General features: G+C 43.9%; 23 protein-coding genes and 2 pseudogenes. 12 read left to right on the plus strand and 13 right to left on the minus strand.

The annotated features are described in order from the left end of the window. Nucleotides 1-10: 10 nt before the first annotated feature. Nucleotides 11-1528 (minus strand): esterase/lipase family protein, encoded by a 1518-nt coding sequence (locus BCU07_RS04930; protein ID WP_102428609.1) that lies wholly within the window; start codon nt 1526-1528, stop codon nt 11-13. 251 nt (nt 1529-1779) lie between these two features. On the opposite strand from BCU07_RS04930, the gene BCU07_RS04935 reads away from it, so the two are divergent. After that, a protein-coding gene (locus BCU07_RS04935; protein WP_413286081.1) for an IS3 family transposase occupies nt 1780-3314 on the plus strand; the annotation gives its coding sequence in 2 pieces (ribosomal slippage) (nt 1780-2233 and nt 2233-3314; 1536 coding nt in all). Between the two features lie 344 nt (nt 3315-3658). Here BCU07_RS04935 and BCU07_RS04940 read toward each other — a convergent pair. Further along, nucleotides 3659-4756: a nickel/cobalt transporter gene (locus tag BCU07_RS04940; RefSeq protein WP_102427787.1), complete on the minus strand. Its 1098-nt coding sequence runs from the start codon at nt 4754-4756 to the stop codon at nt 3659-3661. A 94-nt stretch (nt 4757-4850) separates the two neighbouring features. After that, nucleotides 4851-5573 carry a DUF1007 family protein gene (locus BCU07_RS04945; RefSeq protein ID WP_029235926.1) on the minus strand — a complete coding sequence of 241 codons (723 nt, stop codon included), beginning with the start codon at nt 5571-5573 and terminating at the stop codon, nt 4851-4853. Between the two features lie 475 nt (nt 5574-6048). Between BCU07_RS04945 and BCU07_RS04950 the strand changes: the two genes are divergently transcribed. Further along, complete coding sequence (locus BCU07_RS04950; protein WP_061025317.1) at nt 6049-6540, plus strand: NifB/NifX family molybdenum-iron cluster-binding protein; 492 nt, start codon at nt 6049-6051, stop codon at nt 6538-6540. After that, on the plus strand, nt 6537-6734 hold the full coding sequence (gene nqrM / locus BCU07_RS04955; RefSeq protein ID WP_017077941.1) for a (Na+)-NQR maturation NqrM: 198 nt from the start codon (nt 6537-6539) through the stop codon (nt 6732-6734). The genes BCU07_RS04950 and nqrM overlap by 4 nt, the downstream gene beginning before the upstream one ends. A 52-nt stretch (nt 6735-6786) precedes the next feature. On the opposite strand, the gene BCU07_RS04960 is transcribed toward nqrM, so the two are convergent. Beyond that, nucleotides 6787-7065 carry a DUF134 domain-containing protein gene (locus tag BCU07_RS04960; RefSeq protein WP_004734814.1) on the minus strand — a complete coding sequence of 93 codons (279 nt, stop codon included), beginning with the start codon at nt 7063-7065 and terminating at the stop codon, nt 6787-6789. 35 nt (nt 7066-7100) lie between these two features. Between BCU07_RS04960 and BCU07_RS04965 the strand changes: the two genes are divergently transcribed. Further along, complete coding sequence (locus tag BCU07_RS04965) at nt 7101-7568, plus strand: PaaI family thioesterase (RefSeq protein WP_102427788.1); 468 nt, start codon at nt 7101-7103, stop codon at nt 7566-7568. A 34-nt stretch (nt 7569-7602) separates the two neighbouring features. Next, nucleotides 7603-7731, plus strand: a pseudogene (locus BCU07_RS04970) (ABC transporter substrate-binding protein); the annotation flags it as partial. Nucleotides 7732-7773: 42 nt separating this feature from the next. On the opposite strand, the gene BCU07_RS04975 reads toward BCU07_RS04970, so the two are convergent. Beyond that, nucleotides 7774-7977, minus strand: a complete 204-nt coding sequence (locus BCU07_RS04975) for a hypothetical protein (RefSeq protein WP_017059106.1) — start codon at nt 7975-7977, stop codon at nt 7774-7776. Nucleotides 7978-8341: 364 nt separating this feature from the next. Here BCU07_RS04975 and pnuC point away from each other — a divergent pair, with 364 nt between their 5' ends. From pnuC to BCU07_RS04990, 3 genes and pseudogenes are all read left to right on the plus strand, one after another. Then, nucleotides 8342-9076 carry a nicotinamide riboside transporter PnuC gene (pnuC, locus tag BCU07_RS04980; RefSeq protein WP_102427789.1) on the plus strand — a complete coding sequence of 245 codons (735 nt, stop codon included), beginning with the start codon at nt 8342-8344 and terminating at the stop codon, nt 9074-9076. Nucleotides 9077-9084: 8 nt separating this feature from the next. Further along, nucleotides 9085-9813 carry a nucleoside phosphorylase gene (locus BCU07_RS04985; protein ID WP_102427790.1) on the plus strand — a complete coding sequence of 243 codons (729 nt, stop codon included), beginning with the start codon at nt 9085-9087 and terminating at the stop codon, nt 9811-9813. Between the two features lie 125 nt (nt 9814-9938). Further along, nucleotides 9939-10618 (plus strand): annotated as a pseudogene (locus tag BCU07_RS04990) (Crp/Fnr family transcriptional regulator). A 152-nt stretch (nt 10619-10770) separates the two neighbouring features. On the opposite strand, the gene BCU07_RS04995 reads toward BCU07_RS04990, so the two are convergent. From BCU07_RS04995 to BCU07_RS05020, 6 genes are all read right to left on the minus strand, one after another. Then, the gene (locus BCU07_RS04995; protein WP_102427791.1) at nt 10771-12474 is read right to left on the minus strand and encodes an FAD-dependent oxidoreductase; all 1704 of its coding nucleotides are present in this window, start codon (nt 12472-12474) and stop codon (nt 10771-10773) included. Between the two features lie 268 nt (nt 12475-12742). Continuing rightward, nucleotides 12743-13645 (minus strand): VirK/YbjX family protein, encoded by a 903-nt coding sequence (locus BCU07_RS05000; protein ID WP_133151375.1) that lies wholly within the window; start codon nt 13643-13645, stop codon nt 12743-12745. Between the two features lie 344 nt (nt 13646-13989). Continuing rightward, nucleotides 13990-14133, minus strand: a complete 144-nt coding sequence (locus BCU07_RS05005) for a hypothetical protein (protein WP_017059112.1) — start codon at nt 14131-14133, stop codon at nt 13990-13992. Nucleotides 14134-14158: 25 nt separating this feature from the next. After that, entirely contained in the window at nt 14159-14434 is a 276-nt protein-coding gene (locus tag BCU07_RS05010) for an HU family DNA-binding protein (RefSeq protein ID WP_017059113.1), read from the minus strand. Nucleotides 14435-14790: 356 nt separating this feature from the next. Then, nucleotides 14791-15486, minus strand: a complete 696-nt coding sequence (locus tag BCU07_RS05015; RefSeq protein WP_017059114.1) for a VC0807 family protein — start codon at nt 15484-15486, stop codon at nt 14791-14793. 321 nt (nt 15487-15807) lie between these two features. Further along, nucleotides 15808-16380 (minus strand): YceI family protein, encoded by a 573-nt coding sequence (locus tag BCU07_RS05020; protein WP_102427792.1) that lies wholly within the window; start codon nt 16378-16380, stop codon nt 15808-15810. Between the two features lie 276 nt (nt 16381-16656). Between BCU07_RS05020 and BCU07_RS05025 the strand changes: the two genes are divergently transcribed. Further along, the gene (locus BCU07_RS05025) at nt 16657-17373 is read left to right on the plus strand and encodes a DUF1826 domain-containing protein (protein ID WP_102427793.1); all 717 of its coding nucleotides are present in this window, start codon (nt 16657-16659) and stop codon (nt 17371-17373) included. A 343-nt stretch (nt 17374-17716) separates the two neighbouring features. Then, a complete protein-coding gene (locus BCU07_RS05030) occupies nt 17717-19603 on the plus strand; it encodes a methyl-accepting chemotaxis protein (protein ID WP_102427794.1) in 1887 nt (628 codons plus the stop codon). Between the two features lie 104 nt (nt 19604-19707). Here BCU07_RS05030 and BCU07_RS05035 read toward each other — a convergent pair whose 3' ends face one another. Beyond that, nucleotides 19708-20109, minus strand: a complete 402-nt coding sequence (locus tag BCU07_RS05035; RefSeq protein WP_102427795.1) for an ACT domain-containing protein — start codon at nt 20107-20109, stop codon at nt 19708-19710. A gap of 145 nt (nt 20110-20254) precedes the next feature. Then, nucleotides 20255-21148: a LysR family transcriptional regulator gene (locus tag BCU07_RS05040; protein ID WP_017059121.1), complete on the minus strand. Its 894-nt coding sequence runs from the start codon at nt 21146-21148 to the stop codon at nt 20255-20257. A 160-nt stretch (nt 21149-21308) separates the two neighbouring features. Here BCU07_RS05040 and BCU07_RS05045 point away from each other — a divergent pair, with 160 nt between their 5' ends. Both BCU07_RS05045 and BCU07_RS05050 read left to right on the plus strand, forming a co-directional pair. After that, the gene (locus BCU07_RS05045) at nt 21309-22208 is read left to right on the plus strand and encodes a Vmh family MBL fold metallo-hydrolase (protein WP_102427796.1); all 900 of its coding nucleotides are present in this window, start codon (nt 21309-21311) and stop codon (nt 22206-22208) included. Between the two features lie 310 nt (nt 22209-22518). Continuing rightward, nucleotides 22519-23334 carry a TauD/TfdA dioxygenase family protein gene (locus BCU07_RS05050; RefSeq protein ID WP_017059123.1) on the plus strand — a complete coding sequence of 272 codons (816 nt, stop codon included), beginning with the start codon at nt 22519-22521 and terminating at the stop codon, nt 23332-23334. Nucleotides 23335-23532: the final 198 nt, after the last annotated feature.

The raw sequence follows: 23532 nt of genomic DNA on the forward strand, positions 1-23532 counted from the left end.
TGGCCACTCCTTAGCGCATTGAAATAATTTGTTGTAGAAAACGTTCAACGTTTTGTCCCGTTTTCATTGTTGAGTGGTTAGCCAATACGTTACCCAATGCATTGGTATAACTTGGGTTAGCGCTTGCCAAGGTCACAACAACATCATTTTCTTGCGGTACTGTTTGAATGGCTTGGTAACTGACTATGGTGATTGGATGAGCTTGTGGTCCATGCACACTTGGCATTGTGACCGGTTGAGTTTGAGTATCGAGGTAGGCCGCAGAACTAAAGTTTCTTAGCGCCTGCCAAGCGGTAACGCCTGCCCAACGCGATCCCCATGGGAATAGGCCAACGATATCGGGATCTTTCTCAATAACACCGTCTTGGTTGAGATCGGCATTTGCCCCAATAGAAAATGTATTTGCAATATTGCCGCGAGTACGCATTTGGATCGCGTTTGATGCTGTATCCGTTGTTAGATCACGGATACCAGGCATTTTAGGACCCGCAAACGGAATATTTGGGAGTTGCATGTACTTGCCAACGTAATTATTTGGATCGGTACTGACGTTACTGTAGATATCGGCGTAGTGGTCCATTTTTATCACCGACAAATCTGCTGCGACGCTACCAAGGTGAGGTGTGGAGAAAGTAGAAAGGGAGGTTATCTCAAAGGAAGGGCTAAGTGCTTTGAGGTTTTGGGTATCTAGCCCGCCTTTACTGTGTGCAATGACGTGAACTTTGTCGGATTTCAACTCATCGAGAAAACCCTGAATTTTGTTGTTCAAGATATTAGCGTTAGTCGCTGTGGTTCCATTTTTGTCAGCAGAGAAACGAGTATAACGAATGCCATAGTCATCAAGTGTAGAAAGCACGCCTGGAGCCGTATCATCATCCCAAGTGTCTGATTGTGCAGCAATGCCATGAGCAAGAATCACAGGAATGGCAACATCAAACTCGATTGAGACCCAATCGACAGACATACACCAGTTGTCTCCCGTATTGCCAGTATCAATATCGACGCGAATCTCATTGCTTTGGCCGAACTTGACATCACTGATATCGACTTGAAGGTTAGTATCCGTCCAACGGTTATCAGCGCCTTGCAGCGTACCTAAAGACTTTCCGTTAAAAGATACGATATCTATTTCTGGAGCAATATTACTGACGTTGGCATTGGAGTCTATGTCGAAGACCGGCATGCTGATCCTTGCGTTAGAACCGATAACGCCTTTTTGCTGCATATCGCCCAGTTTACTCGGAGCAATTCTCCCGTCACTTTGTAAAACGTTGGGGCTGACGACCATAGGAACAGGTAAAGAGATAAGTAGAGGTCCGCCAGAAGCATAGGTACAACCGGTATCCAGACCAGGACCCGAATTCACAACATAAACGCCGAGTTCTTCTTGCGGTGGGGCTATCCCAGAGCTTTGTGAGCGCATCGAAAAATTACGCAATTCGTATGAATCAGGTATATCTTCGGCACTCGCGAAACTCGGAGAAAGTAACAAAACACTGAGCGTGGCGCTCGGAATGTATAGTTTCATTTGTTTACCTTTGAGTATAGGTTATCCAAGAATTTGGTTGAAGAAAGCTCTATCTGTAGTTGTAAGGTAAAGGCTTGGAGTTTGATGTGAAATTTATTGGGTATAATTTCGGCTTGTTACTCAATTGATAAAACTGCTGCTCTATTTTTTTTCAAAATAGGAAGAGTGCGATCGTAGTTTCTGGATTGCCCTATCTGGCAGGGTAGTTGTCACTGTTAAAATTTAACCAGTTTGGGCGATAAAGAGTAATTGTGTCTCGTATCTCAGTAGAAAGAAAAGAAGCTATATTGAAGAAGCTATTACCTCCCTATTCAATGTCAGTTAAAGAAGTGTCGGAAGAGGAAGGAATTAGCACTGCGACCCTGTATAATTGGCGCCAGCAACTCAGACGTTCAGGAGCCGCCGTGCCAAATAGCAACACTTCATCAGAGCAGTGGTCAGCTCAAACTAAACTTGCCATTGTCGCTGAAACCTACTCAATGACAGAAAGTGAACTCAGCCAATATTGTCGTGAAAAAGGTCTTTTTCCAGAGCAAATCCAAAGCTGGCGCAGCGAATGTATGCAAGGGTTTAAGTCGAGTAAAGAGCAGGAAGCTGAAGCAAAGAAGCAGGCTAAAGCTGACAAACTTGAAATCAAAGAGTTGAAGAAAGATTTACGACTCAAAGAAAAAGCACTCGCTGAAACGGCCGCTCTCTTGGTACTAAGAAAAAAGCTGAGAGCCTTTTACGGGGAAGAGCCAGAGGACGACTAACCTCAACCGATGAAAGGCAGACCATAGTGACTCTAATCCTTGAAGCGAAGCAATGCGGATGCCGTTTACAGCTAGCTTGCCATGAAGTTCAAATTGACTTGAGAACCTATCGTCGCTGGTATCAGCAAGGAGAAGTTCAAGCTGACAAAAGGCCAATATGCACCAGACCTGAGCCTGCTAACAAGCTGTCTCAGGAAGAGCGTGATGCGATTGTCGAGGTGTGTAACCGCTCTGAGTTCGCAAGCTTGCCTCCAACTCAAATCGTCCCGACACTGCTTGATAGAGGTGAGTATATCGCCTCTGAGTCGAGCTACTATCGAGTACTGAGTACGCAGGGGCAACTTCACAAGCGAGGTCGTCAGCGGAGCAGACAGAAGCAAGCGAAGCCAACCAGTTACACAGCGACGGACTCAAACCAAGTCTATACGTGGGATATCACTTACTTACCTTCAAAGGTTCGAGGCCAACACTATTACCTGTATGTCATTGAGGACATCTACAGTCGAAAAATTGTTGGTTATGAAGTGTATGAGCATGAATGCGGTGAGCTAGCGTCACAACTTCTGCAACGAACGTTGATGCGAGAGCAGTGCTTCAATCAAGCACTGGTTCTTCACTCAGATAATGGTGCGCCGATGAAGTCGTTGACGTTCAAAGCAAAAATGGAAGAGTTAGGTATTACTTCATCGTATAGTCGCCCAAGAGTCAGTGATGATAACCCGTATGTTGAGTCATTGTTCCGCACGGTAAAGTACATGCCAAGCTGGCCAACGAAAGGCTTTGAAACAATCGATAGTAGCCAAAGTTGGGTTGAAGCCTTCGTACGCTGGTACAACACCGAGCACAAGCACAGTCAGCTAAATTACGTCACGCCTTCAGAGCGTCACAATGGAAAAGATAAAGAGATCTTGAAGCGTCGTGTAGAGGTATTGCTCGCTGCAAAACAGCGAAAGCCTGAGCGGTGGTCTGGTGATATCAGGAACTGTGCGCCTGTTGGTGACGTTCACCTAAATCCAGAAAGAGAAGCTGCTTAATAAGTAAGCAAATGATGACAACTACCTTGAAAAACACCGATTGTGGAAGTTATGTCCTTATTTTCAAAAGGAGGGGGATAGTGCTCTAATATTGTTAGAACAATCTAAGTTAGTTTATGAAAGAGTAGCTAAGAATAGGAAAATCAAAGTTGGATGTAGGTTTGTTACAGAACTACATAGAGCGCGCTGTTCTGAATGGCTGACTACTAACCTAACTGGCTGTGCAAAGTTAGGTTAGTAGAAATTATGTGGCTGTTAATTCAGATTTGAGAGATAAGGGCTAGTGTTTTTTAGTAAAAATGGTAAAGGTCGCAATAAACTGAGGTTTGTTATTACATCGTTCGCTACATAGTGAAAACAGGCGACATACCGCTGTCTTGTCCACTCATTAGCAACAAGCCAATTAAGACAAGCAAAACCCCACCAAAGAGTTGTAAATAATGACCTGCGGCTTTCAGTGTCGCACTGTTACTCTTGCTACCTGCAGCCAAATAGCGTTTTACCAAGTTCTTGCCTGTTAGTGTCATTATAGCAATCGTCGAGGTTGTGAAAGCAGTACCAATCGCCATTGCAAAGGCACTGACAACCCCCATCCAATATAAGCCAACCATGTTTGCGAAAAGCAGAACCATAATCGCGCCAGTACATGGTCTCACGCCTATCGTCACGATGATTCCCGCATATTCTCGGAGCGTTGAGGCTTTGTTAATTGCGTCTGCATCGGCAACATGCTGGTGGCCGCACCCACAGTCGGCATGAGAATGATCTGCATGAGTGTTAGTTGCGGCTTGCATTGTGCTAGTAGCGTCGATTATCGGAGAAGGGGCTGATATTGATGAACGAAGTGCCATTGGCGAACGCGCTGAAATTGTCGCAGCTGTGTCTGTTGCGAGTGTAGTGATGGCTTTCACTTTCAGCTTAGGCTTACGCATAGCGGTGTAGATGTTTTTCAAAGCCTTCCAACATATAAGTGCGCCGACGACCGCGACTAAGGCAAAGCTTAATGAAACAAACATATTCGCTTTGTCATTCACTACTCGCATGGAAGCACTAAAGCCCCACAGCAACACGCTTACTAGTAAGATTGCGACCAATGCTTGTAAAAAAGCGGAGACGACCGTAAGCACTAAACTCGCCTTGGCTTTGGTTGGGTGAGTCGCTAAGTAAGTCGACACGATAACTTTGCCGTGCCCAGGCCCCAAAGAATGAAGCATGCCATAGATAAAGCTGAACCCGATAAGGTAACTGCCTGCGCCCCAAGGGTTGGATTTAGCTTCATAGAGCAGGTCTGCAAGTTCTGAATTGACTTCTCTTTGCCATTGAATGCTAGAGATAACTAACGATGGCCACATGGACCACAGTTGATACGCACCAATAGCAATAAGCACGAACGCGCCAGCACCAATGAGGTAGTGATTGATTTTGGATTGATTTTTCTTCATTTAACAAGAACCTATATCTGAAATCTTTCTGTTAATTAGTTGCCATGCTTAATCAGCTAGACGCTGACTTAAAGGCTGAAACGAACCACTGCGACTAAGAAGCGGGAACCGCCGCACAATGAAGCTCAACCGATTGTGTAAACAGTTGGCCTAGCGTGTTATCTGGATCTGCATCGACAGGTAAAGACATTGCATAACTCATTTGCTCTGGCGTCGGGTTAGGCTCGATTAATTCTAAATGGCATTGTCTTGCTAGTTCAGGTGACAATGTCACGTCGCTGTTGGATAGCCACGACATGTCGACAAAGTAACTAGGGTCAAAAATCAATACGCGAAGCGAGTTTCGTGTCACAGGCTTAGGTTTAGAAAGTGGTAGGTCAAATGTTAGAACCATCTTGGCTTTATCACGCTCAAACTTTGCGTTCTCAACCACCTGATATTTGATGGGCTCTTCACCATCATAAAAGTACGTGAAGTAGTGCTCGTACATCATGTTTTCGATTACAGACGCAGCGAGCTTTTTGAATGTTTCAGTTTCTGTATCGGCAGAGACGTCTTCTCCATCCAACATGTACATCGAGGTCATTGCATCAAAAGACCACTCCATAGAGAGACCGGTGATCATGCCATTCTCTCCCTCAATATGAGTTTTCATCTCTATCCAAGAGTGAGGGTGGGCATATAGATTTGGCGCAAAACACAATAATGCTAGGCCAACAGTCAAGCCCTTGAGAGAGCGAAAGCATGTCGAGAAACGGCTTACATAGCGTGTGGAGAGGCGATTGATGACATCGATTAGAATAAATGGCTGTTTCATGAGAAATGATGGTAATTTAGTGTGATGTTATATTATAACAACCCGATGCGTTGTTCACTTCAAATTATAAGCTTGTTTACATTGAAGCCGACTGCAATTCTTGATTTTCAATCCAACCTATTTTTCCTATAAACATCTTTGATTGGTCCCTAATTCGACATTATTCAGACTAGTGTGTGACGTTGAATAGTCGATTAAGCTCTCGGTTGTGCGAGGCCTTTTTGTAATGGGTTTGAGCTTGGCTCTTGATAACAGGCATTAACAACGCAAAAAATACCCCCAGTAAAAATACTACCCCCTAGTATATATGGTTATTTGAAAGGTAACTGAGATAGGCTGAAGATGACGCTAAGTTTGGGTGCTTGTGATCTTAGTTATCGATCCAGTAAATCTTATTTTTCACATGATAGTTATTGGCATATGCTAATAATGGGGCGTATGCTGAACTTCTGATCATCAATAACAGGAAGTTACTATGTTATACGCAGTACCTTGTCGCGACCTTCATGTCGGCAACCATTTTGCTCGTTCCCCACAGATCGCGATTGTCGATGAGCAACGACAAATAAAGCAGATTGTTCCTTTGGTTGATTCCGACACCGCTTGCAATAAAAAGAAGCAATGGATCTCTGTCCTCCGTTCTTACGATGTGAAATCTGTAGTCGTCCGTCACATAGGGAAGAAGATGCTAGCGCACTTGTTCAACCACGATATTAGAGTTTTGGCATCAACAGGAAAGGCAGAAATAGGTGCTTTGGATTTTAGTAATCTGCAACAAGTGACCGATCTCGATTACGGTCGCGAGCCTCGCAACGTTTGTCACAGTAAAAAAGGGCACAGTCAGAGAGAGTGCAGTAATAAAGGGAGTAGTAAGAAAGGCTGCGGTGAGGAAGGGCGCAAGAAAGGCGCCGCGATTCTTATGGCACAGCCGAATCATTTAGGGGGTATTCGAGGGTTCCGAAAATGACCTTTTTGTTGACGCTATTGGGGTTTATCGGAATCGTCGCGTTGATGGCGATAGGTGTGATTTTTTCTCGCAAGCCAATCAAAGGCAGCTGCGGAGGGCTTGCGCAGTTAGATATTGAGCGTGAATGCAATTGCAAAGATGTCTGTGAAGGGCAGAGTCGAAAGCTGTATCAGATCTCTGAGCCATCAAGCTGAGTATCGAGAATTCACTGTCATTGAGCTAGCTAACGTTGGGCTAGTTCGCGAGTTAAGCGCTTTGAATCACCAACGCGTGACCGTTGACGATGCACTTGGCGACTTTGGCTCGTGCACGCTTGATGATGTTGCCGAACGTTTGGCGAGACACCTGCATTTGTTCAGCTGCTTCAAGTTGGCTCAATCCTTCTTGATCAGCCAAGCGTAAGGCTTCTAACTCTTCTAATAGCAATTCTTCTTTATGAAGCTCGTCCATAGGAACGCCATTAGGCTTAAAACAAGAGTAAGCCGCTCGGGTGCATAACTGGCGATGTTTTTTTGGTCGAGCCATATTAATCTCTAGGTATTTAAGGTTAAAAGGTAAGTATGAAGGTTTTCATTCCACACAACCATCGGCGTTGCCAAGTGTGCAGTCAAGGTTTTTTTTCAGACAATCCAATAATATTTGAAGCTATTGGTGAGCACGAGGCTTTAGTTAAGCATGAGACTTTATCCAAGTATGAAACTTTAGCTAAATATAAAACCAGGGCAAAGATTGTACCAACAGATAAAGCTGAGGGCTACGATGGCATCATGCAGGGTGGCATTGTCACCGCGTTACATGACAGTGCGATGCTGCATTGTTTGTTCCAAAATAACATCACTGCAATGACGGTGAGTTTAGCGTCTCGCTTTCATCATCCTATTTCCATTGGTCAAGAACTGGAAGTTCGCGCCCAATGGGTCAAAAGCAGACGTAATATCTACTTCCTTGAAAGCCAAATTACGCAGTGCGGAAAGTTATGTTCGTCGGCACAAAGTCAGTTTATGTCAGTTTCTAGCTATCAAACTTAAGCTTGGTATAGCGGTGTTGTTTTATCAGTTATAAAAGTCCAACTACGGTTTCATCATCACTGAAAATAACGTGTACGAAGAAGAGATTAACCGCGCCCTGTTGAAGATTCGTGAGTCACGAAAGTGGCGTAAAATCTTGGTCGATTATTTCGCAGATCAGTAATCGAAATTAGAGGCTTATTCAAAAGCTTTTGGACTTTCGCCGTTACAGTTGATCTGAATCTGAGGCCTTGATCTTTTTGAAGTATTTAAATGCACTCCAAACCGCGTAAGCCGCAACCCCTACAATCAATGCCGAGCGAAGGAGAATAGGCGCATCATGCTCAAGTTGACCAACATGAGGAACAATACTGGCAAACAATCGACTGGTAAAAAGCAGCCCCATTACTAACATAATTACTTTATTCATGTGACCTGCCATTCAATTGAGTACGTTGCACAGAACGAGTTTTGGGGCGATTACACGGTTAACACGCCAGACAACGATTCTGCTCGAGATAAAATCATGCGCTTCTCAAACGTAACCGTCAATGCGATATCGGCGTTAAGCCAGTAAGCTAAAATTTCGTTTTTGGAAGGGGGCTGTTCTGGTGCTGGAGTTTCGAGTTCGAGACTGTGGGAGGGCTATGACATCTTCCCGTGAAATTGATTTTCCGGATTTAATATTCTGATTTATGATCGCATGCATTCTAGGGGGGACAAATGTCCTCCTTTTTATTTGGAGAGGCGCAATAAAATAGGTGCCACTAAAACAAATAATAAAGGACACATCTATGGACCTATTCGCTCTACTTGATATCAACAATACTTTAGTCAATATCCCAATAGGGGATGGCTACGCAATGAGCTGGATTGAAGCATTCGGCACCGTGTTTGGTTTGTTGTGTATTTGGTTTGCAAGCCAAGAAAAAACCATTAACTACCTGTTCGGATTGCTGAATGTCATCTTATTCGCGGTTATCTTTTTCCAAATTCAGTTATACGGACTGTTACTTCTACAACTCTTTTTCTTTTGCGCCAACATTTACGGTTGGTACGCATGGACACGTCCTAATGAGCAAGGTGAAACGCTAGAAGTTCGTTGGTTGAGCCAAAATAAACTAGTAGCAACGGCCGTAGCGTGTGCGATTTCTATTGCTTTGTTAACTATGTACATCGACCCATTCTTTTTTGCGCTAGCAAACATCGCGGTAGATAGCCTGAATCTATTTGGTGCGGATTTAGCGGAGCCAGTGCTTGAACCGGATGCGTTCCCATTCTGGGATGCCACGATGACCATTCTATCTATTGTTGCTCAAGTTCTTATGACACGTAAGTATGTTGAAAACTGGATACTGTGGATTGTGATTAACATTATCAGCGTTGGTATTTATGCGACGCAGGGTGTGTACGCAATGTCTGTTCAATACGCAATCTTAATGTTTATTGCGGCAAACGGTACTCGTGAGTGGGCACGCACAGCTAAACGAAACAGTGATAAATCGTTAACTCAAGCAACGGCTTCTTAGGAGTGAAGATGGCAAAGCAACCTCATATCTGCGTTGATGAAACGCAAATTGCTCCGTTAGTTATTGTTTGTGGTGAGCCAGATAGAGCGAATCGAATCGCTAACTTGCTTGAACATGCTGAACTGGTCTCTGAAAACCGTGAATATCGAATCTTCACTGGAACTCATCAAGGGAAAGCGATATCAGTTTGCAGCACTGGTATTGGTGCACCTTCAATGATCATTGCGGTAGAAGAGCTTAAGTTTTGTGGTGTGACTCATATTGTCCGAGTAGGGTCTGCAGGTGCGATGCAGTCCCATATCGGGCTTGGTGAGCTAATTATTGCAGAGGGCGCAGTTCGCGATGAGGGTGGTTCTACCGCTTACGTTAAGCCGTCGTATCCCGCCTATGCAAGCTTCTGTCTGCTTAAAGAGCTAGACAAGTTCTTGCAGCAGCAATCAACACCTTACTATTTAGGAACGGTGCGCTCACACGACAGTTTTTATACCGATGACGAGCAGGCGCTTTGTCAGTACTGGAATGGCAAAGGCATTTTAGGTGCAGACATGGAAACATCCGCGCTGTTTACCGTGGGACGCTTGAGAGGGCTTAATGTAGCTTCTATCTTGAACAATGTTGTCTTGTACGAACAAGATGTAAAAGAGGGCGTTGGGCAATATGTCGATGAGGCAGAGGCAATGATGCAGGGAGAGCGGCTAGCATCATTAGCGGCACTGGAAGCATTAATTACTCAATAAGAGCCTGAATAAATGCAAGACGAAAGCGATGGGAGACCGTCGCTTTTTTATTGGGTTCTCTCCTGTGGTTTAAGTGGTTACAATCGTTTGAATATAAACAGCAGTAATGCAATGAGAGAGTAAGTATGAAGATTGCACCATACTCAAGCGGACGCTTTAAAAACTACTTAGAACAAAAAAGCTCTGAGTTTAGAGATCTCATCTACCAACACCAAGTTAACTCTCGTTACTTCAATCAAAATGATGAAATCCTACGTCAAGGTGAGCAGCTTCAGTATCTTTATGTAGTGCCTGCAGGGAGAGTCTCTATGAGTATTTCCGCGGCTAATGGGCGACGCTTTCAATTGGGCGAAGTGAATTGTGATTACCATATCTTCGGTGAGATGGAGTTTTTCACGCAGACCCCTTGTCAGTGGAACGTAGTGGCTGATGAACACATGCAAGTTGATGTTATTTGCATCAGAGATTAGCAGAAGCACTACTTGAAAATCCGGGGATGATGTTCTTCTTTGCCTCTGCATTAGCGGAAGATTATCAAGACTCTATGGGTATTTACACTAACCGTCTTTTACACTCAATTACCTACAATATTGCGTATGATTTATTGGTTCAAAGCGAGACTAACACTGTGTTAGGCGGTTTCGATAAAGTGAATCAAGAAGCGGAACGTTTTGGCACATCGAGCAGAGTGTATCGAAGAGCGGTTAAAGACCTATTAGACAAGGGTTTCATCAGAAAAGGAGATCAAGGGTTAGAAATTGTCGATCAGCGAGCACTGCAAGCTTTTATTGACTCCTACGAATAATAAAAGAGCTTGGCACTTACTTAAATGCCAAGCTCGGTTTTTCAATGTTTACTATTAACTACTCGCATCTATTTATGAGCGACTTTCTCTCAGCAACTAGCAACTAGCCCGTAAGTGTCCGCGCACCATTACCGGCGACTAAGTATTAATCCTTAAGCTTTTGCATACATGAGTGTTCTATAACCACCGATTAAGTTGCGTGCTTTAAAGCCGTTGTTGACGAGTTGGCGATAAGCCACGTTACCACGTAACCCGACTTGGCAGTAGATTACAATCTCTTTGTCTTTTGATAGTTCGTCCATGCGGTGACGCAGTTGGTCGACAGGAATGTTGATTGCGCCTTCAATAAAGCCACCATTTTCTAGTTCGCCAGGGTTACGAACATCGAGTAGGAGTTGGTTGTCGCTTAATGTTGCAATCTCATCGAAATGAATAGGTGTCGCGTCACCTTTAATAATATTGTTGGCAACAAATGCGGCTTGGTTAATCACGTCTTTGGCACTCCCGTAAGGTGGTGCATAGGTTAATTCAAGGTGTTGAAGCTGATCAACGGTCATACCTGCACGTTGAGCTACTGCCATAACATCAATGCGTTTATCAACGCCATCTTTACCGACGGCTTGCGCACCTAGTATTTTCCCTGTCTTAGGGGCGAATAACATCTTGAACGAGACAATCTCAGCGCCAGGATAGTAGCTAGCGTGGCTTGCGGTATGCACATAGACTTTTTCGTAGTTGACGCCTTCACGCTTCAACTGTTTTTCGTTTTTCCCTGTTGAGGCAACGGCTAGGTCAAAAATCTTACAGATAGCTGTGCCCTGTGTACCTTGATAGATTTCATTGCGTCCGAGCATGTTGTCGGCAGCCATACGACCTTGACGGTTAGCAGGGCCAGCAAGCGGAACTAGAGTTTGTGCACCTGTGACAAAGTCTTTTTCTTCGACCACATCACCCACAGCGTAGATGCTAGGATCGCTAGTCTGCATCATTTCATTGGTGTAGATACCACCTAGTTCGCCAATTTGAAGTCCTGCTTCTTTTGCTAACTTAGTCTCAGGACGCACACCGATAGCCATGATTAAGATATCAGTAGTTAATGACTCGCCATTATTAAGTGTTAATTCTAATTCACCCTCTATGTGTTGGTGCTTCTCGCTCTCGCCTGAATCAAAACTTGCGATGTGTTCGTTAGGTATATATTTCACAGACTCAAGCGCGACGCCGAGTTTTAGGTCGATGCCTTTGTCACGAATCTCCGCATGGGCAAAGCCGGCCATTTCCCGGTCTACTGGCGTCATTACTTGGTCAGCCATCTCAATCAACGAAGTCTTGATCCCAAGCTGATGAAACGCTTCCATCATTTCCAAGCCGATAAAGCCACCGCCAACAACTGTCGCGTGCTCAGGTTTATTCATTTGGATTGTTTCGATGATGCGATCCATATCTGGAATATTGCGTAGTGAATGGGTGAGGGGGTTATCGATTCCTGAGATGGGAGGAACGACGGCACCGGCTCCAGGGCTGAGTAATAAGAAGTCGTAACTCTCGCTGTAGTGATTACCATCAACAAGATTTTTGACTGTAACGGTTTTATTGGTGCGATCAATAGAGGTAACTTCGTTCATCACTCGTGCGTCAACGTTGAAGCGAGCTAAGAAGCTTTCAGGTGTTTGTAACAGAAGCTTGCTTCTATCCTCGATATCGCCACCTATGTGGTATGGCAATCCACAGTTGGCAAAAGAGACGAATGGTCCTCGTTCAAACATTATGATTTCGGCTTCTTCACTAAGACGACGAGCGCGTGCAGCAGCTGAAGCACCTCCAGCTACGCCACCGATGATTACAATTTTAGTCATACGTTTACCTATTACTGTCTCTAAGTTTAACTATACAAATTGCCGAGCATAGAGCTTGTATCTTCTTAATGATCAGTACTGGCTGGTCGCCGGCGATTGAGTAGTTTTCGAAATACCTAGATACTATAAAGATGTAAATTAGCATTGTCTAATATTTATTTTAAAGCTATCACCTCGGGATTGAGCGTTTGGTCCAAGGGCTGTGATTAGACTAAAGCACGCTAGTAAAGGTAATACGCGTTAGCGAGTCGAGTACAGGTTAGCCAAATTAACTGTCATGAGCATAATGAACAGGATCATGGATGTGCTGACTGATTACGTTCTTCAGATCTTGTTCATACAGATCTAGCCAGGCATAACGCTCGCGATACAACTTACGCTTTTGACGTTTTAGAGCTTCAAGATCTTTCCTGTTCGGGTTTGTCGGGAGACGATAGAAATAGTTATCATGCACCTGTCCATCGTGCTCTTCCCACAGACTGTCGTATTTAAGGCTGATGTCTTTGTTTTTCTTACCGTAGCGTAATGAGTTCGAGACATGACCAGACTCTTTTACCGCATAGATATTGTCGATACCCAAGTTAATAGCGAGCAGTCGTAGTGTTTCTACCATGAAGGATTTAGGTCTTAAACCGTAAAAAGCTTTGGTGAATGTGCGGCTAAATCCATTGTCATTGGCGCCACCCTGTATACCGCCGATGTAGATGTTGTTGTCGAAAACAGTAAACGAAATGGTATACATTTTTTCGAGTTGAGAGTTGGTCAATGAAATTGTCAGTTCACCTTCTTTTCTCGCGTTTCTTTCGAAGCTGAGATTAACCAGATAAACGTTGTCATCTATCTCAAGTTTTAAAAGATTGAGCCTTTCGTTATAGATTTGGTGTCTAGCTTCTGTTGCGAAGGTGTTTTCAAACCAGTCGTAGTGTTTGGATAAGATATCGATCTTTTCTTTATTGCTAAAGCCAGTACATAAGTAGGGAGTCACAAATTTAGAAAGGAAGTTGGGTTGCTTGATAAATAATAACTTTCTCTCTTCAGAGTTGAAATTATTACTCATTTTTCGAGTAGCTGAATAATAAAACAGGGCTCGAATAGTAAACTTAACTATCGCTTTGTACTTACCCTTATTTTTATGGGTATTTGCTTCAATCCCCATGCGAACGACATTCATAATCACCTCAAAGAAGAAGGATTGCTCGAACATAGTCGTGTCATGAACCCTTCCAATAATCTCACCAATAATCTCACCAATAATCTCACCAATAACAAGAAAATGATGATAGTGAAAAAGGTGATTTGGGTAAGTATGGATATGTATAGCTATGTAACTCAATCAGTTACTTAGCGTTCAGATGTTGGACAGATGTGTTTGTCGCTTTAGTGGGGAGGGGTATCAATGTTATTTATTAGAGGCGCTTGCTCCTAAATCAAAAATGCCACTACAAATCTGCAGTGGCATTAGAACGATAACAAACTATCACCTTGCTTAAACCTAAACTTTAGTTCTTATATAAACTAAAGTTCTAACAGTTTAGCCAGTTCACGCTCTTCGAGAAGCTCTTCAATGCGTTGACGAGTCTTAGGCGTTTCGGCTTGCGCTTTAGTCGACTTGCCTGCTTTTTTGCTTCGGCTCGTTTTCGCTTTTTCCTTAGTCGTCATCGTAATCTTCCTTGTGTTTTTTGTGTTACAGGTTGCACGTCTCTTTTAGTGCCTTGCCCGCTTTAAATGCTGGCGTCTTTGATGCGGCAATCTGAATCTCTTCTCCGGTTCGCGGGTTACGACCAGTGCGAGCAGCTCGAGAGTTAACTTTAAAGCTACCAAATCCAAGGATCGATACGTCATCACCGTTCGCAAGCGAAGTAGAGATACCTTCAACTAGCGCATTTAGTGCTGTGCCTGCTTGGTCTTTTGAGATGTCTGCAGAAGTCGCGATGTGTTCAACTAATTGAGATTTGTTCATAATCTATATTCCTTATTGAGTACGGCTGGCGTCTACCTTTAGCACCTAGCTTATGCGATCTTATCAACAGCAATTGAAATAATGTCAGTGAGCGGGTAGAGCTTTGTAAAGTAACCAACAGAATTGACTATAAAAGCATCTGTCGGTTCAATCAATGCAATTCATTGATTATTATTGGTTTATAGACATGTTGCCCAAATTTACTTGAGAAAAGAGCATTAGGGTTGCCCGTTCGATTCATAATCCAAATCGAAGCTGTCATCTATCACGTTGATAACGAAAGAGTAAAAACAAAGAAGCCCAGCTTAATTGCTGGGCTTCATGTTGTGCTGTCAGAGCGATTTGTTAATTCAGAACTATTTAGTAATAAAAATTTGTTCTGTTTCTAGTGATGTCATCGTGCGAACTTGACGCCAAATGTAGTAGAAAATACCTAACATCATCAGCATGCTTGGGATGGCGATTGCTGGGTAGCTGTAAAGTGTCAGCTTGCCAAGTTCTTCATTAAAGGCAGCGGTGCCAGCAGGGCTAGTCACAATCCAAGTCGCTAGGAAGTAGTTCATAGCTGAAGAAAATGCGAAAGTACTCGCGAATAGGTAGTTGGATGTCATTAGACAACGATCAAACTTTGCTTGGTTACCGAACTGCTTTAGGCGCTCTTCAATAAGAGAGATATTTAACAGGGCCGGTGTGAAGATAACTTTCTGGATAAACGGGTAGCGGGTGAAGGTTGAGCCAAGAACCGCCAAACCAATTAGACCAGGGATTAATGCTTCTTTTAGTGCTAACCAACGAGTGTCTAGCTCGAAGAAACCAATACCGCCCGTCAATAGCACGCTTACAAAGCCGAGCGCAGCGATGAAGTTGAACTTCTTATTGCGGATTAACTCCATGCCACCGTAAGCAATAGGGAAGGCTAGTGCGACAAGTAATGCTAAGCCTGTTCCGAGATGCTCATCTCCACTGAACTTCATTAAAATGAATGAAGGAAGAAAGACGTTAAACACGACTTCGAAAAGAGGACTCGATTTTTTGTTTTCTGTGTTACTCATAATTTCTAAATACATTATGTTATGGATTTATTCTCAGGGATTGTTGTTTAACTCGCCCAAGATGTAAAGCCTTAAGGCGTCATGCTGTGTAACGACATGTGACATCAACGACATCTCTGAGCCTATATAACGCTCAATTTAATACTTTGTGAGGGATGTTTATCTGGCCGACTTGGGGAAATCGAGTGGAAATTTTGGTTTAGTTTATTCAAACCAAATTCAGTTTATTGCGTTGTCGCGTACTCTTACTCACATTCACCGCTCTCAAACGATTGATGAATGTGAAATGAGGGAGAATAGAAAGGAATAGTTATAAGTCCATTATTGGTCGAAAAGTAGGTTAAAGCTTAAAGGGATTTGGTCGGAAATCGCTAATCCACCCACGGTCGCTGAAAGTTTGTTTAGATTCTCTGTCGATATCCCAAAATCAGCGCCGTTGACGATGATTGTCGAAGCTGAGCTAACCATGACAAACCCTGAGGATGGAACCACCACAACTGGGAAGTCGATCGTTTTGGTTACGCCGTGTAAAGTAACTTCCGCTGCTACTGTTGTTCTTTTTGGATCACCAGACAACATTGACGGTTCAACTTTTCCAGAGATTTTCACTTCAGGGAAAGTCATCGATTCAAAGTAGAGCTCATTGAGCCTCTGATCGCGAATATCCACGCCAGTACTCACACTTTTTACGTCCAACAATATGGCAAATTGACCCTCTTCGGTAAGACCACCAGATAAAGGCTTGATGGATGCGGGCTCAACAACAAACTGCTTCTTGATGGTTGCGAACGTGATATTCGATAAATTGGGGTCTAACGTGTAGCCCGTTTCCGCGAAAGATTGAGCGGAGATAACGGTGCATAGGAGGCCGAATGTAGAGATTAGTTTTTTCATAAGTTGTCACCAGATTGATGAATTCACAGGTTTACGTTCTTGAGTCGTACGTTTTTAAAATGACTTTTTGGAAAGAGTGATTGAGAGAAGCTTAGTTCAGCATTCGAAAAATTACCGCAGGAAAAGAAGAGCGTCGCTGTATTACTGGAATCATGATCGACGAAGTGACTTGTTTATTTTAAGTTATGTTATAACATAACCAAAATCACTCTTGCCAAGAATAATTATTCTGTTGGTAAAAGGGAAGCGATGAGCATGTATCAAGGAGACGACGTAATGAATGCCGTGTTAACCAAGCCTTTGGCTACCAATAGCAGCCAGCCACTCAACATTAGTTCAGCTGTGAGTATTCAGGATAAGGCAAATCACAAGCCAAGCTTGAGTGCTTCTGAGCAGCCAACGGTATTAGCGGAAATCTACCAAAGTGATATTAATATAGCGGTATGGCAGCGACAGTTTGATGAAGGCTTAACGACGGCAATTAGTGAATTTATCGCCTTGAATCCAAACTTTAGTAAGTCTGTTAGCGTGTCACCTGATAATGCTTTCGATAAGTTGGAATTTGCTACCGATGGCACCGCCTCTAAAGCGCTATTAGAAAACATGGCAGAGCTGGTGGATATGTTCTGTTGTTTGTTTGAGCTTGAAGAAGTCGGATTGCGTTTAGCCGTTCTGAATAAAGCGATGTGCCCACGTTTCCATTTTGATCAAGTGCCTTGCCGCTTGGTGACAACTTATCATGGTGTTGCGACTCAATGGTTGCCAAACGACTTAGTCGACCGTTCTAAGCTAGGGCTAGGGGCTAACGGAAAGCCTGATTCTGTTTCAGGCCTGTACAACGACGAATCTGACATCCAGAAAATGGCCAGTGGTGATGTTGCGTTATTAAAAGGGGAGCGTTGGAGTGGCAATGAGAATAGAGGCCTTGTTCACCGTTCACCAGTCACTTCATCTGACGAAACACGATTGCTGTTAACGTTGGACTTTGGTTGATCAACTTTTGACTACTTTGTCCGCAACCTGTTTCTATTCAGACGTTCAACTCATTTAAATACCTTCCTAATGATCTAACGGTATAGCGCGATCTGTGCCGTTATTATTCTCAAACAGAGACACTCATCAGCTGACCATGTTTAGCACATTAATTCAAAATTTAGAGTTTACCATTCTCTAAATCAATGCGTTACGATGCGTGCACTTACTCACATATATCAATATTTCAGTTCCTCATCGGTTTCTTAATTTATTTTAAAGCGTAAAATATATCCCGCTTGCAAACCTCTTTGGCAACCAATTTGTTCGCCACGGTTTTTTACTTCCACATTATAGGTTTCCTATGTTCAAGAAACTCTCGCTTAAAAATAAACTGGCGATTTCAGCCAGTATGGCCATTATCCTGGGGGGGATCTTGGTCGAGGCATTGTCTTTTCGTGCTTCATTGCAAAGGTTGGATACAGAAGTTGAACAGCGTTTAGAAGGCGCATCGGCTTCTTACAATCAATATGTATCGGATTGGATCTTATCCAAAGAGCGTGCGCTTACTTCTCTTTCGAAAGAATCCAAACAAGAAAGCTTGGTGACTCACCTAAAACAGGTTCGTGATTCAGCCTCTTTTGATAATGTCTTCTTGGCGTTTCCAGACGGTTCGCAAAAGAACGCAAACGGAGTGGTATTGCCGCCGGGCAATGATGACCCACGTCTATGGGGTTGGTACACCAACGCGGTAGCAAACCCTAGTAAGGTGTTCATGGATAATCCAACGGTTGCAGCTGCAACTGGGGCGAATGTTGTGTCGCTGGGTACTGCCATGCAATTACATGGTCAACAGGTTGTGTTAGGCGCGGATGTTGAAATTACCGACATTCTTAATAGCCTAGAGCAAGTGATTCTTCCAGGTGAAGGTTACATGTTCATCGCGACCAATAAGGGCACGGTTTATACGCACCCTGACACTAAGTTACTGAACAAAAACATCAGCTCACTTGGGTTAGATTTTGCGGACGTACAAAAGGCGCTGACTAGCGGTAAAGACACTTCTATCGAGTTGAATGGCAGCGACTATGTTCTGTACGCACGTGCGATTGATGGAACGAGCCTGATTACTGTGAGCGTTGTTAACCATGACTCTCTGGTTGCGCCACTATTTGATGCAGTGATTGGTCAAGTGTTGGTGACGCTACTTGTGGTGATCGTATGTACCATACTGTTTAACCTGTTGTGTACGATTCTATTCCGCCCGTTGAACCACGTTTCTCAAGCACTGGCGCAAATCGCGAATGGTAGTGGTGATTTAACTCAACGCATTCATGTTGAAAACCAAGATGAAGTGGGCGAGTTGGCTCATAACTTCAATACCTTTGTTGGAAGCTTACAGCAGTTGATTGGCCATATCCGTGGGCAGTCAGAACAGCTAAACAGCCAGTCAGAGCAAAGTGCTCAGCGTGCGAACCGTTCGGTGGATGAGCTTAATCATCAGCAGCAAGAAATCACTATGGTCGCGACGGCCGTAACTGAAATGGCGAGCGCCACGCAAGAGATAGCATCGCATGCCGAGCAAACAGCAAAAGCGGCGCAAGATTCAGCGACAAGCACTAACAGTGGTCACGCTCTGGTTGTGGATACCAAAGGTTCAATCAATAACCTAGCCAATGAAGTTAATGAAGCGGGTAGTGTGATTAGCGAACTTAACAAGCACGCTCAAGAGATCTCGACCGTACTCGCCACGATTCAAGGTATTGCTGAGCAAACCAACTTGCTTGCTTTGAATGCGGCGATTGAAGCGGCTCGTGCTGGTGAACAAGGTCGTGGCTTTGCTGTGGTAGCGGATGAAGTACGTGTGCTTTCACAGCGTACCCACTCTTCAACAGAAGAGATCAAATCAACAATTGATATCTTGCAGCGCACAACGGCGCAAGCGGTTGAGCTTATGGAGAGCAGTTCTAAACTGGCGATACATTCAGTAGAAGATGCAGACAGAGCTTCGCATGCGCTTGAAGAGATCAACACGGCGGTTGCTTTGATCAGCGATATGGCGACTCAAATCGCGACGGCTGCTGAAGAGCAAACACATGTGACGGGTGAAATTACCCAAAACATTACGACCATTAAAGATGTTACTGACCACTTGGTTGTGGGCGCACAGGACAGCTTAACTGAGTCAAACGAACTTAAAAGCCAAGCCGCGGGTTTAAGCGACAAAGTGGCGACTTTTAAGCTTGCTTAACTGTTTCACTCGCTGATGCCTGATCAGTGAGTGCGCTGTAAGCAATAAGTCAAAGCGACGTAGATTACGTCGCTTTTTTTGTGCTTGTGATTAAGAACTCTTAATTAATCGGCTTGTGAAAACTCTTTCAGCGCACTCATTGCGGCTTCTGCTTTGTCTTTTTGCACAAAGATGTGGTCGTGATAGTAGCCTGCAACAACGTTAGCGCTAATGCCGTATGAGCCAAGCTTTGTCGCAAACGCTGCCGTCAATCCAACCGCTTCAAGGCTCGAATGTACCGATAAAGTGATCAGGCTAAACACAGCGTCGAAGTCTAGCTGAGCTTTGGTCGCAACGTCTTCTTCCAGAACCAGCGTTAAACCTTCTTTTTCACGAAAAGTCGAGATTGGATTGAGCTGAACATAGTCTGCTAGCGCTCCGTCGACAGTGCAAAAAACATAGTTACCGTCGATTAATTCTGGTGACATGGATTTCAGTAGGAGGTCTAGATCCGTAATGGCAGTCATAGTCAGTTTCCCTGCGTTAATAAGCTAATTGATGATGTATGCAGTCACGATAGAAGCAACTGACAGTTAAGTAAAATTAATGATTTTAATTCTGCATCAGTTTTACTAATGGCAAGTTTTCCTCCTTAGTGATGGCATCGTACTTCTACCAACTTGTCGATTGTTCCATCTCGTCAGATAAATGGTCGATAAAGGCTCTTAACAGCGGTGTGACTTGTTTACGCGTTCCATAAATAGCATGAACACCGAGCGTTTTAGGTTGCCATTCAGAAAGCAGTGGCACTAATAGACCATCACGCATCAAGGTTTCCACTGAAGGGAAGGGCAGTAAACAGATACCGTTGCCTTTGAGTGTGGCAGAAAGCAGAACCTCTGAGGTGTTTGCACTGATATTCCCTTTAATCGGAACCGATTCGAGCCCATTGGGGCCATTGAACGTCCAAGCGGTTTTGCCAAAGTAACTGAACGATAAACAGTTGTGGTGCGCTAGATCTTGGGCTTCTGTGGGTGTGCCTTTCTCTTTTAGATATTGAGGCGATGCGCAAATCACGGAGCGGCATTCACCGATCTGCTTCGCGACAATATTGGGCGTCAGTTCGTTGGTTATGCGAATGGCCAAATCGATGCGTGACTCAACCAGGTTGACGGTCTGATCAGTCGAGATAATGTCGATAGAAACCTCTGGCCATTTGGCGATGAAGCGACTAATTGATTCCATCAAGAAGCTATCGACAATCGAGTAGCTCGCAGTAATACGCAGCTGACCTTTTAAATGCTCTCGGTTTTGGTTTCTGATCCCAGCTAGGGATGTTTCCAGTGCCAAAAGTTCTCTGGCGACCTCAAGTGTTTCTTTACCTGCGCTGGTTAAACTCAAGCTTCGTGTTGTTCTGTGAAGCAAGCGTGTGTCCATCCATGTTTCTAACTCACCCAAATAACGAGTGACCTTGGTTCGTGAGAGATCAAGGTGCTCTGCCGCTGCGCTCAAACTGCCACGTTCCACTATGGTGACAAAGACATTCATTGCCTCGAGTTTATCCATTGTTTTATTGCCTAGAGAATTAAACCGACCTCAGTATATGTCCGAAAACTGCAACAGTTAAAGTTAATTTGATGTCTATTTCATCTAAAAACAATCAAATAAGATATTTGGACATTCAGCGAGTTGGCAGGTGTTCAACTCCAAATATCGGAATAAAGCCATGAATACGTTATCGAAAACCCTGTTATCAAAAAGCATGCTTTTAGGAACCATAAGCCTAGGAACCGTGCTGGCATCAAGTGTTGCTTTAGCTGTGGATCTGAACATCACTCACTATAACCCCGGTGAGAACGCGATATTCCCTGCAAGCTCGGTATTGGTTTCGGGTGAGAAAGAAGTGATTCTATTTGACGCACAATTCAGTGTCGCAGACGGACAAAATTTGGTGGAGCAAATCAAAGCCACAGGCAAAAAATTATCGATGGTTTACATCAGCAGCGGCGACCCAGATTACTACTTTGGTTTGGAACCGATAGTTTCGGCATTTCCTAACGTTAAAGTCGTTGCCAGTGAAGCCGTTGTCGCGCATATCAAACGCACCAAAGATGCAAAGCTTGAATACTGGGGGCCTATATTAGAAGGCAACGCGCCCTCTAAGGTGATTGTTCCAATGATGATGAACGACACAACATTAAGCATCGAAGGTGAAACCATCGAAGTGAAAGAGATAAATACACACCAAGCTTACCTATGGGTTCCGTCTGAAAAAACGGTGTTTGGTGGCGTGTCGGTGTATAGCGGTGTGCATGTATGGATGGCAGATACTGCATCGAAAGAGATTCGTAGCCAGTGGTCACAATCGTTGGAGCGTATGAAAGCACTAGAGCCAGAGGTTGTAATTCCGGGTCACTATTTAGGTGAAATGCCAACAGGAATAAATGCAGTTCACTTCACGAAGGATTATGTGGCTGATATTGAAAAAGCGTTGGCGAGCAAAAGTAATCCAACATCGGTCGAGATCAGTGATTACATGAAGAAAGCCTACCCGAAATTTGAGGCTACGGAAGGCGATTTAGAACTTGGCGCGAAAGTGCTAAGCGGCGAAATGGCTTGGCACTAGAGTTGATTATCTCGGTTGTGTCCCAGAACAGTCTGAAGATTGTATGCTAGATTTATTGGTGATACACAACTGGAGATATCGATGATCTGGCTTTCAGTGAAAGTACTACAGATTGGACTTGTCTATGGATACAGGAAGTATCAAAAAACGAAAAGAGCTCCAGCTTAGGAGCTCTTTTTTTGTTTCGGAGAGACGACTTTCTATTTCAAGTGAGAAAGAAAATCAGCATTTACCCGGTTTACTGTTAGTAGTCAGATTAGCCTAGTAGCCAGATCCGCCCTGCAACTCAATATCACCAATAAGCGAAAGTATGTTGAAAATAGAACCCATTACTCCTCACATCGGCGCTCGTATTCACGAACTAGAGCTTTCTACATGCAGTGCTGATGAACTCGATAAGGTGTATCAGGCACTTATTGCCCATCAAGTGATCTTTCTCGACGGGCAGACTTTGTCTCCAGAACAACACTTGATGATTGCACAGCGCTTTGGAACGTTAGAACCTGCACATCCTTTCTTCCCTCGCGTGGAAAGTGCGCCACAGGTGAGTGTGATTGAAACAACCCGTGGCAATGCGCCAAAGGAAAGTTATTGGCATACCGACTTAACGTGGCGCAGCTTGCCGTCGAAAGCTTCCCTGTTGCATGCTCAACACATTCCAAGCATTGGTGGTGACACTATCTGGTGTTCTATGACTGCGGTTTTTGAATCTCTACATGAAGATATGAAAGCTAAGTTGAGAGGGTTGTCGGCGACTCATTCGCTTGTGGCCTTTGAAGGTATAGAATCAGAAGACATTGATCTCGATTGGCACAAATCCTTGATTAAAACAGCACAGGAGAATCCGCCAGTGGTTCACTCTGTTGTTCAAGTTCATCCTGAAACGGATAAAGAAACGCTCTGTATCAATGAACAGTTTACTCGTTATATCAACGAACTCGACCGCAAAGAGAGTGATGTTTTACTCAGCCAACTGTTTGAAATTGCGAGACGCCCTGAGTTTCAAGTTCGTTTCAAATGGGACAACGGCTCAATGGCGATCTGGGATAACAGGGTAACGCAACATTACGCAGTGATAGATTACGGGGATACTCCAAGAAAAATGCATCGAGTAACAGTGACATAGCGGTAAGCTGAACACAGTTATCAAAAGAACACCGCGCATGCCCATCCCTGAACCAAGCACTCGTACTTAAATTTAAGCGTCAGCAGGGTGCATCATTCATCTACGCTTAATAATAAAAACAAATGCGTTGGTACATATTTGATTGAAACCTCACTGCTCGGACGTGATGTGTAATATAATCGGCGCCAAAATATAAGT

This window comes from Vibrio sp. 10N.261.54.E10, assembly GCF_002877735.2.
In the GTDB taxonomy this organism is placed as follows: domain Bacteria; phylum Pseudomonadota; class Gammaproteobacteria; order Enterobacterales; family Vibrionaceae; genus Vibrio; species Vibrio crassostreae_C.

What these genes read in the sequence shown, in the direction of transcription:
- BCU07_RS04930 (WP_102428609.1), bottom strand. Translation starts at nt 1,528, where the DNA reads ATGAAACTATACATTCCGAGCGCCACGCTCAGTGTTTTGTTACTTTCT.
- BCU07_RS04940 (WP_102427787.1), bottom strand. Translation starts at nt 4,756, where the DNA reads ATGAAGAAAAATCAATCCAAAATCAATCACTACCTCATTGGTGCTGGC.
- BCU07_RS04945 (WP_029235926.1), bottom strand. Translation starts at nt 5,573, where the DNA reads ATGAAACAGCCATTTATTCTAATCGATGTCATCAATCGCCTCTCCACA.
- BCU07_RS04950 (WP_061025317.1), top strand. Translation starts at nt 6,049, where the DNA reads ATGTTATACGCAGTACCTTGTCGCGACCTTCATGTCGGCAACCATTTT.
- nqrM (WP_017077941.1), top strand. Translation starts at nt 6,537, where the DNA reads ATGACCTTTTTGTTGACGCTATTGGGGTTTATCGGAATCGTCGCGTTG.
- BCU07_RS04960 (WP_004734814.1), bottom strand. Translation starts at nt 7,065, where the DNA reads ATGGCTCGACCAAAAAAACATCGCCAGTTATGCACCCGAGCGGCTTAC.
- BCU07_RS04965 (WP_102427788.1), top strand. Translation starts at nt 7,101, where the DNA reads ATGAAGGTTTTCATTCCACACAACCATCGGCGTTGCCAAGTGTGCAGT.
- BCU07_RS04975 (WP_017059106.1), bottom strand. Translation starts at nt 7,977, where the DNA reads ATGAATAAAGTAATTATGTTAGTAATGGGGCTGCTTTTTACCAGTCGA.
- pnuC (WP_102427789.1), top strand. Translation starts at nt 8,342, where the DNA reads ATGGACCTATTCGCTCTACTTGATATCAACAATACTTTAGTCAATATC.
- BCU07_RS04985 (WP_102427790.1), top strand. Translation starts at nt 9,085, where the DNA reads ATGGCAAAGCAACCTCATATCTGCGTTGATGAAACGCAAATTGCTCCG.
- BCU07_RS04995 (WP_102427791.1), bottom strand. Translation starts at nt 12,474, where the DNA reads ATGACTAAAATTGTAATCATCGGTGGCGTAGCTGGAGGTGCTTCAGCT.
- BCU07_RS05000 (WP_133151375.1), bottom strand. Translation starts at nt 13,645, where the DNA reads ATGAATGTCGTTCGCATGGGGATTGAAGCAAATACCCATAAAAATAAG.
- BCU07_RS05005 (WP_017059112.1), bottom strand. Translation starts at nt 14,133, where the DNA reads ATGACGACTAAGGAAAAAGCGAAAACGAGCCGAAGCAAAAAAGCAGGC.
- BCU07_RS05010 (WP_017059113.1), bottom strand. Translation starts at nt 14,434, where the DNA reads ATGAACAAATCTCAATTAGTTGAACACATCGCGACTTCTGCAGACATC.
- BCU07_RS05015 (WP_017059114.1), bottom strand. Translation starts at nt 15,486, where the DNA reads ATGAGTAACACAGAAAACAAAAAATCGAGTCCTCTTTTCGAAGTCGTG.
- BCU07_RS05020 (WP_102427792.1), bottom strand. Translation starts at nt 16,380, where the DNA reads ATGAAAAAACTAATCTCTACATTCGGCCTCCTATGCACCGTTATCTCC.
- BCU07_RS05025 (WP_102427793.1), top strand. Translation starts at nt 16,657, where the DNA reads ATGAATGCCGTGTTAACCAAGCCTTTGGCTACCAATAGCAGCCAGCCA.
- BCU07_RS05030 (WP_102427794.1), top strand. Translation starts at nt 17,717, where the DNA reads ATGTTCAAGAAACTCTCGCTTAAAAATAAACTGGCGATTTCAGCCAGT.
- BCU07_RS05035 (WP_102427795.1), bottom strand. Translation starts at nt 20,109, where the DNA reads ATGACTGCCATTACGGATCTAGACCTCCTACTGAAATCCATGTCACCA.
- BCU07_RS05040 (WP_017059121.1), bottom strand. Translation starts at nt 21,148, where the DNA reads ATGGATAAACTCGAGGCAATGAATGTCTTTGTCACCATAGTGGAACGT.
- BCU07_RS05045 (WP_102427796.1), top strand. Translation starts at nt 21,309, where the DNA reads ATGAATACGTTATCGAAAACCCTGTTATCAAAAAGCATGCTTTTAGGA.
- BCU07_RS05050 (WP_017059123.1), top strand. Translation starts at nt 22,519, where the DNA reads ATGTTGAAAATAGAACCCATTACTCCTCACATCGGCGCTCGTATTCAC.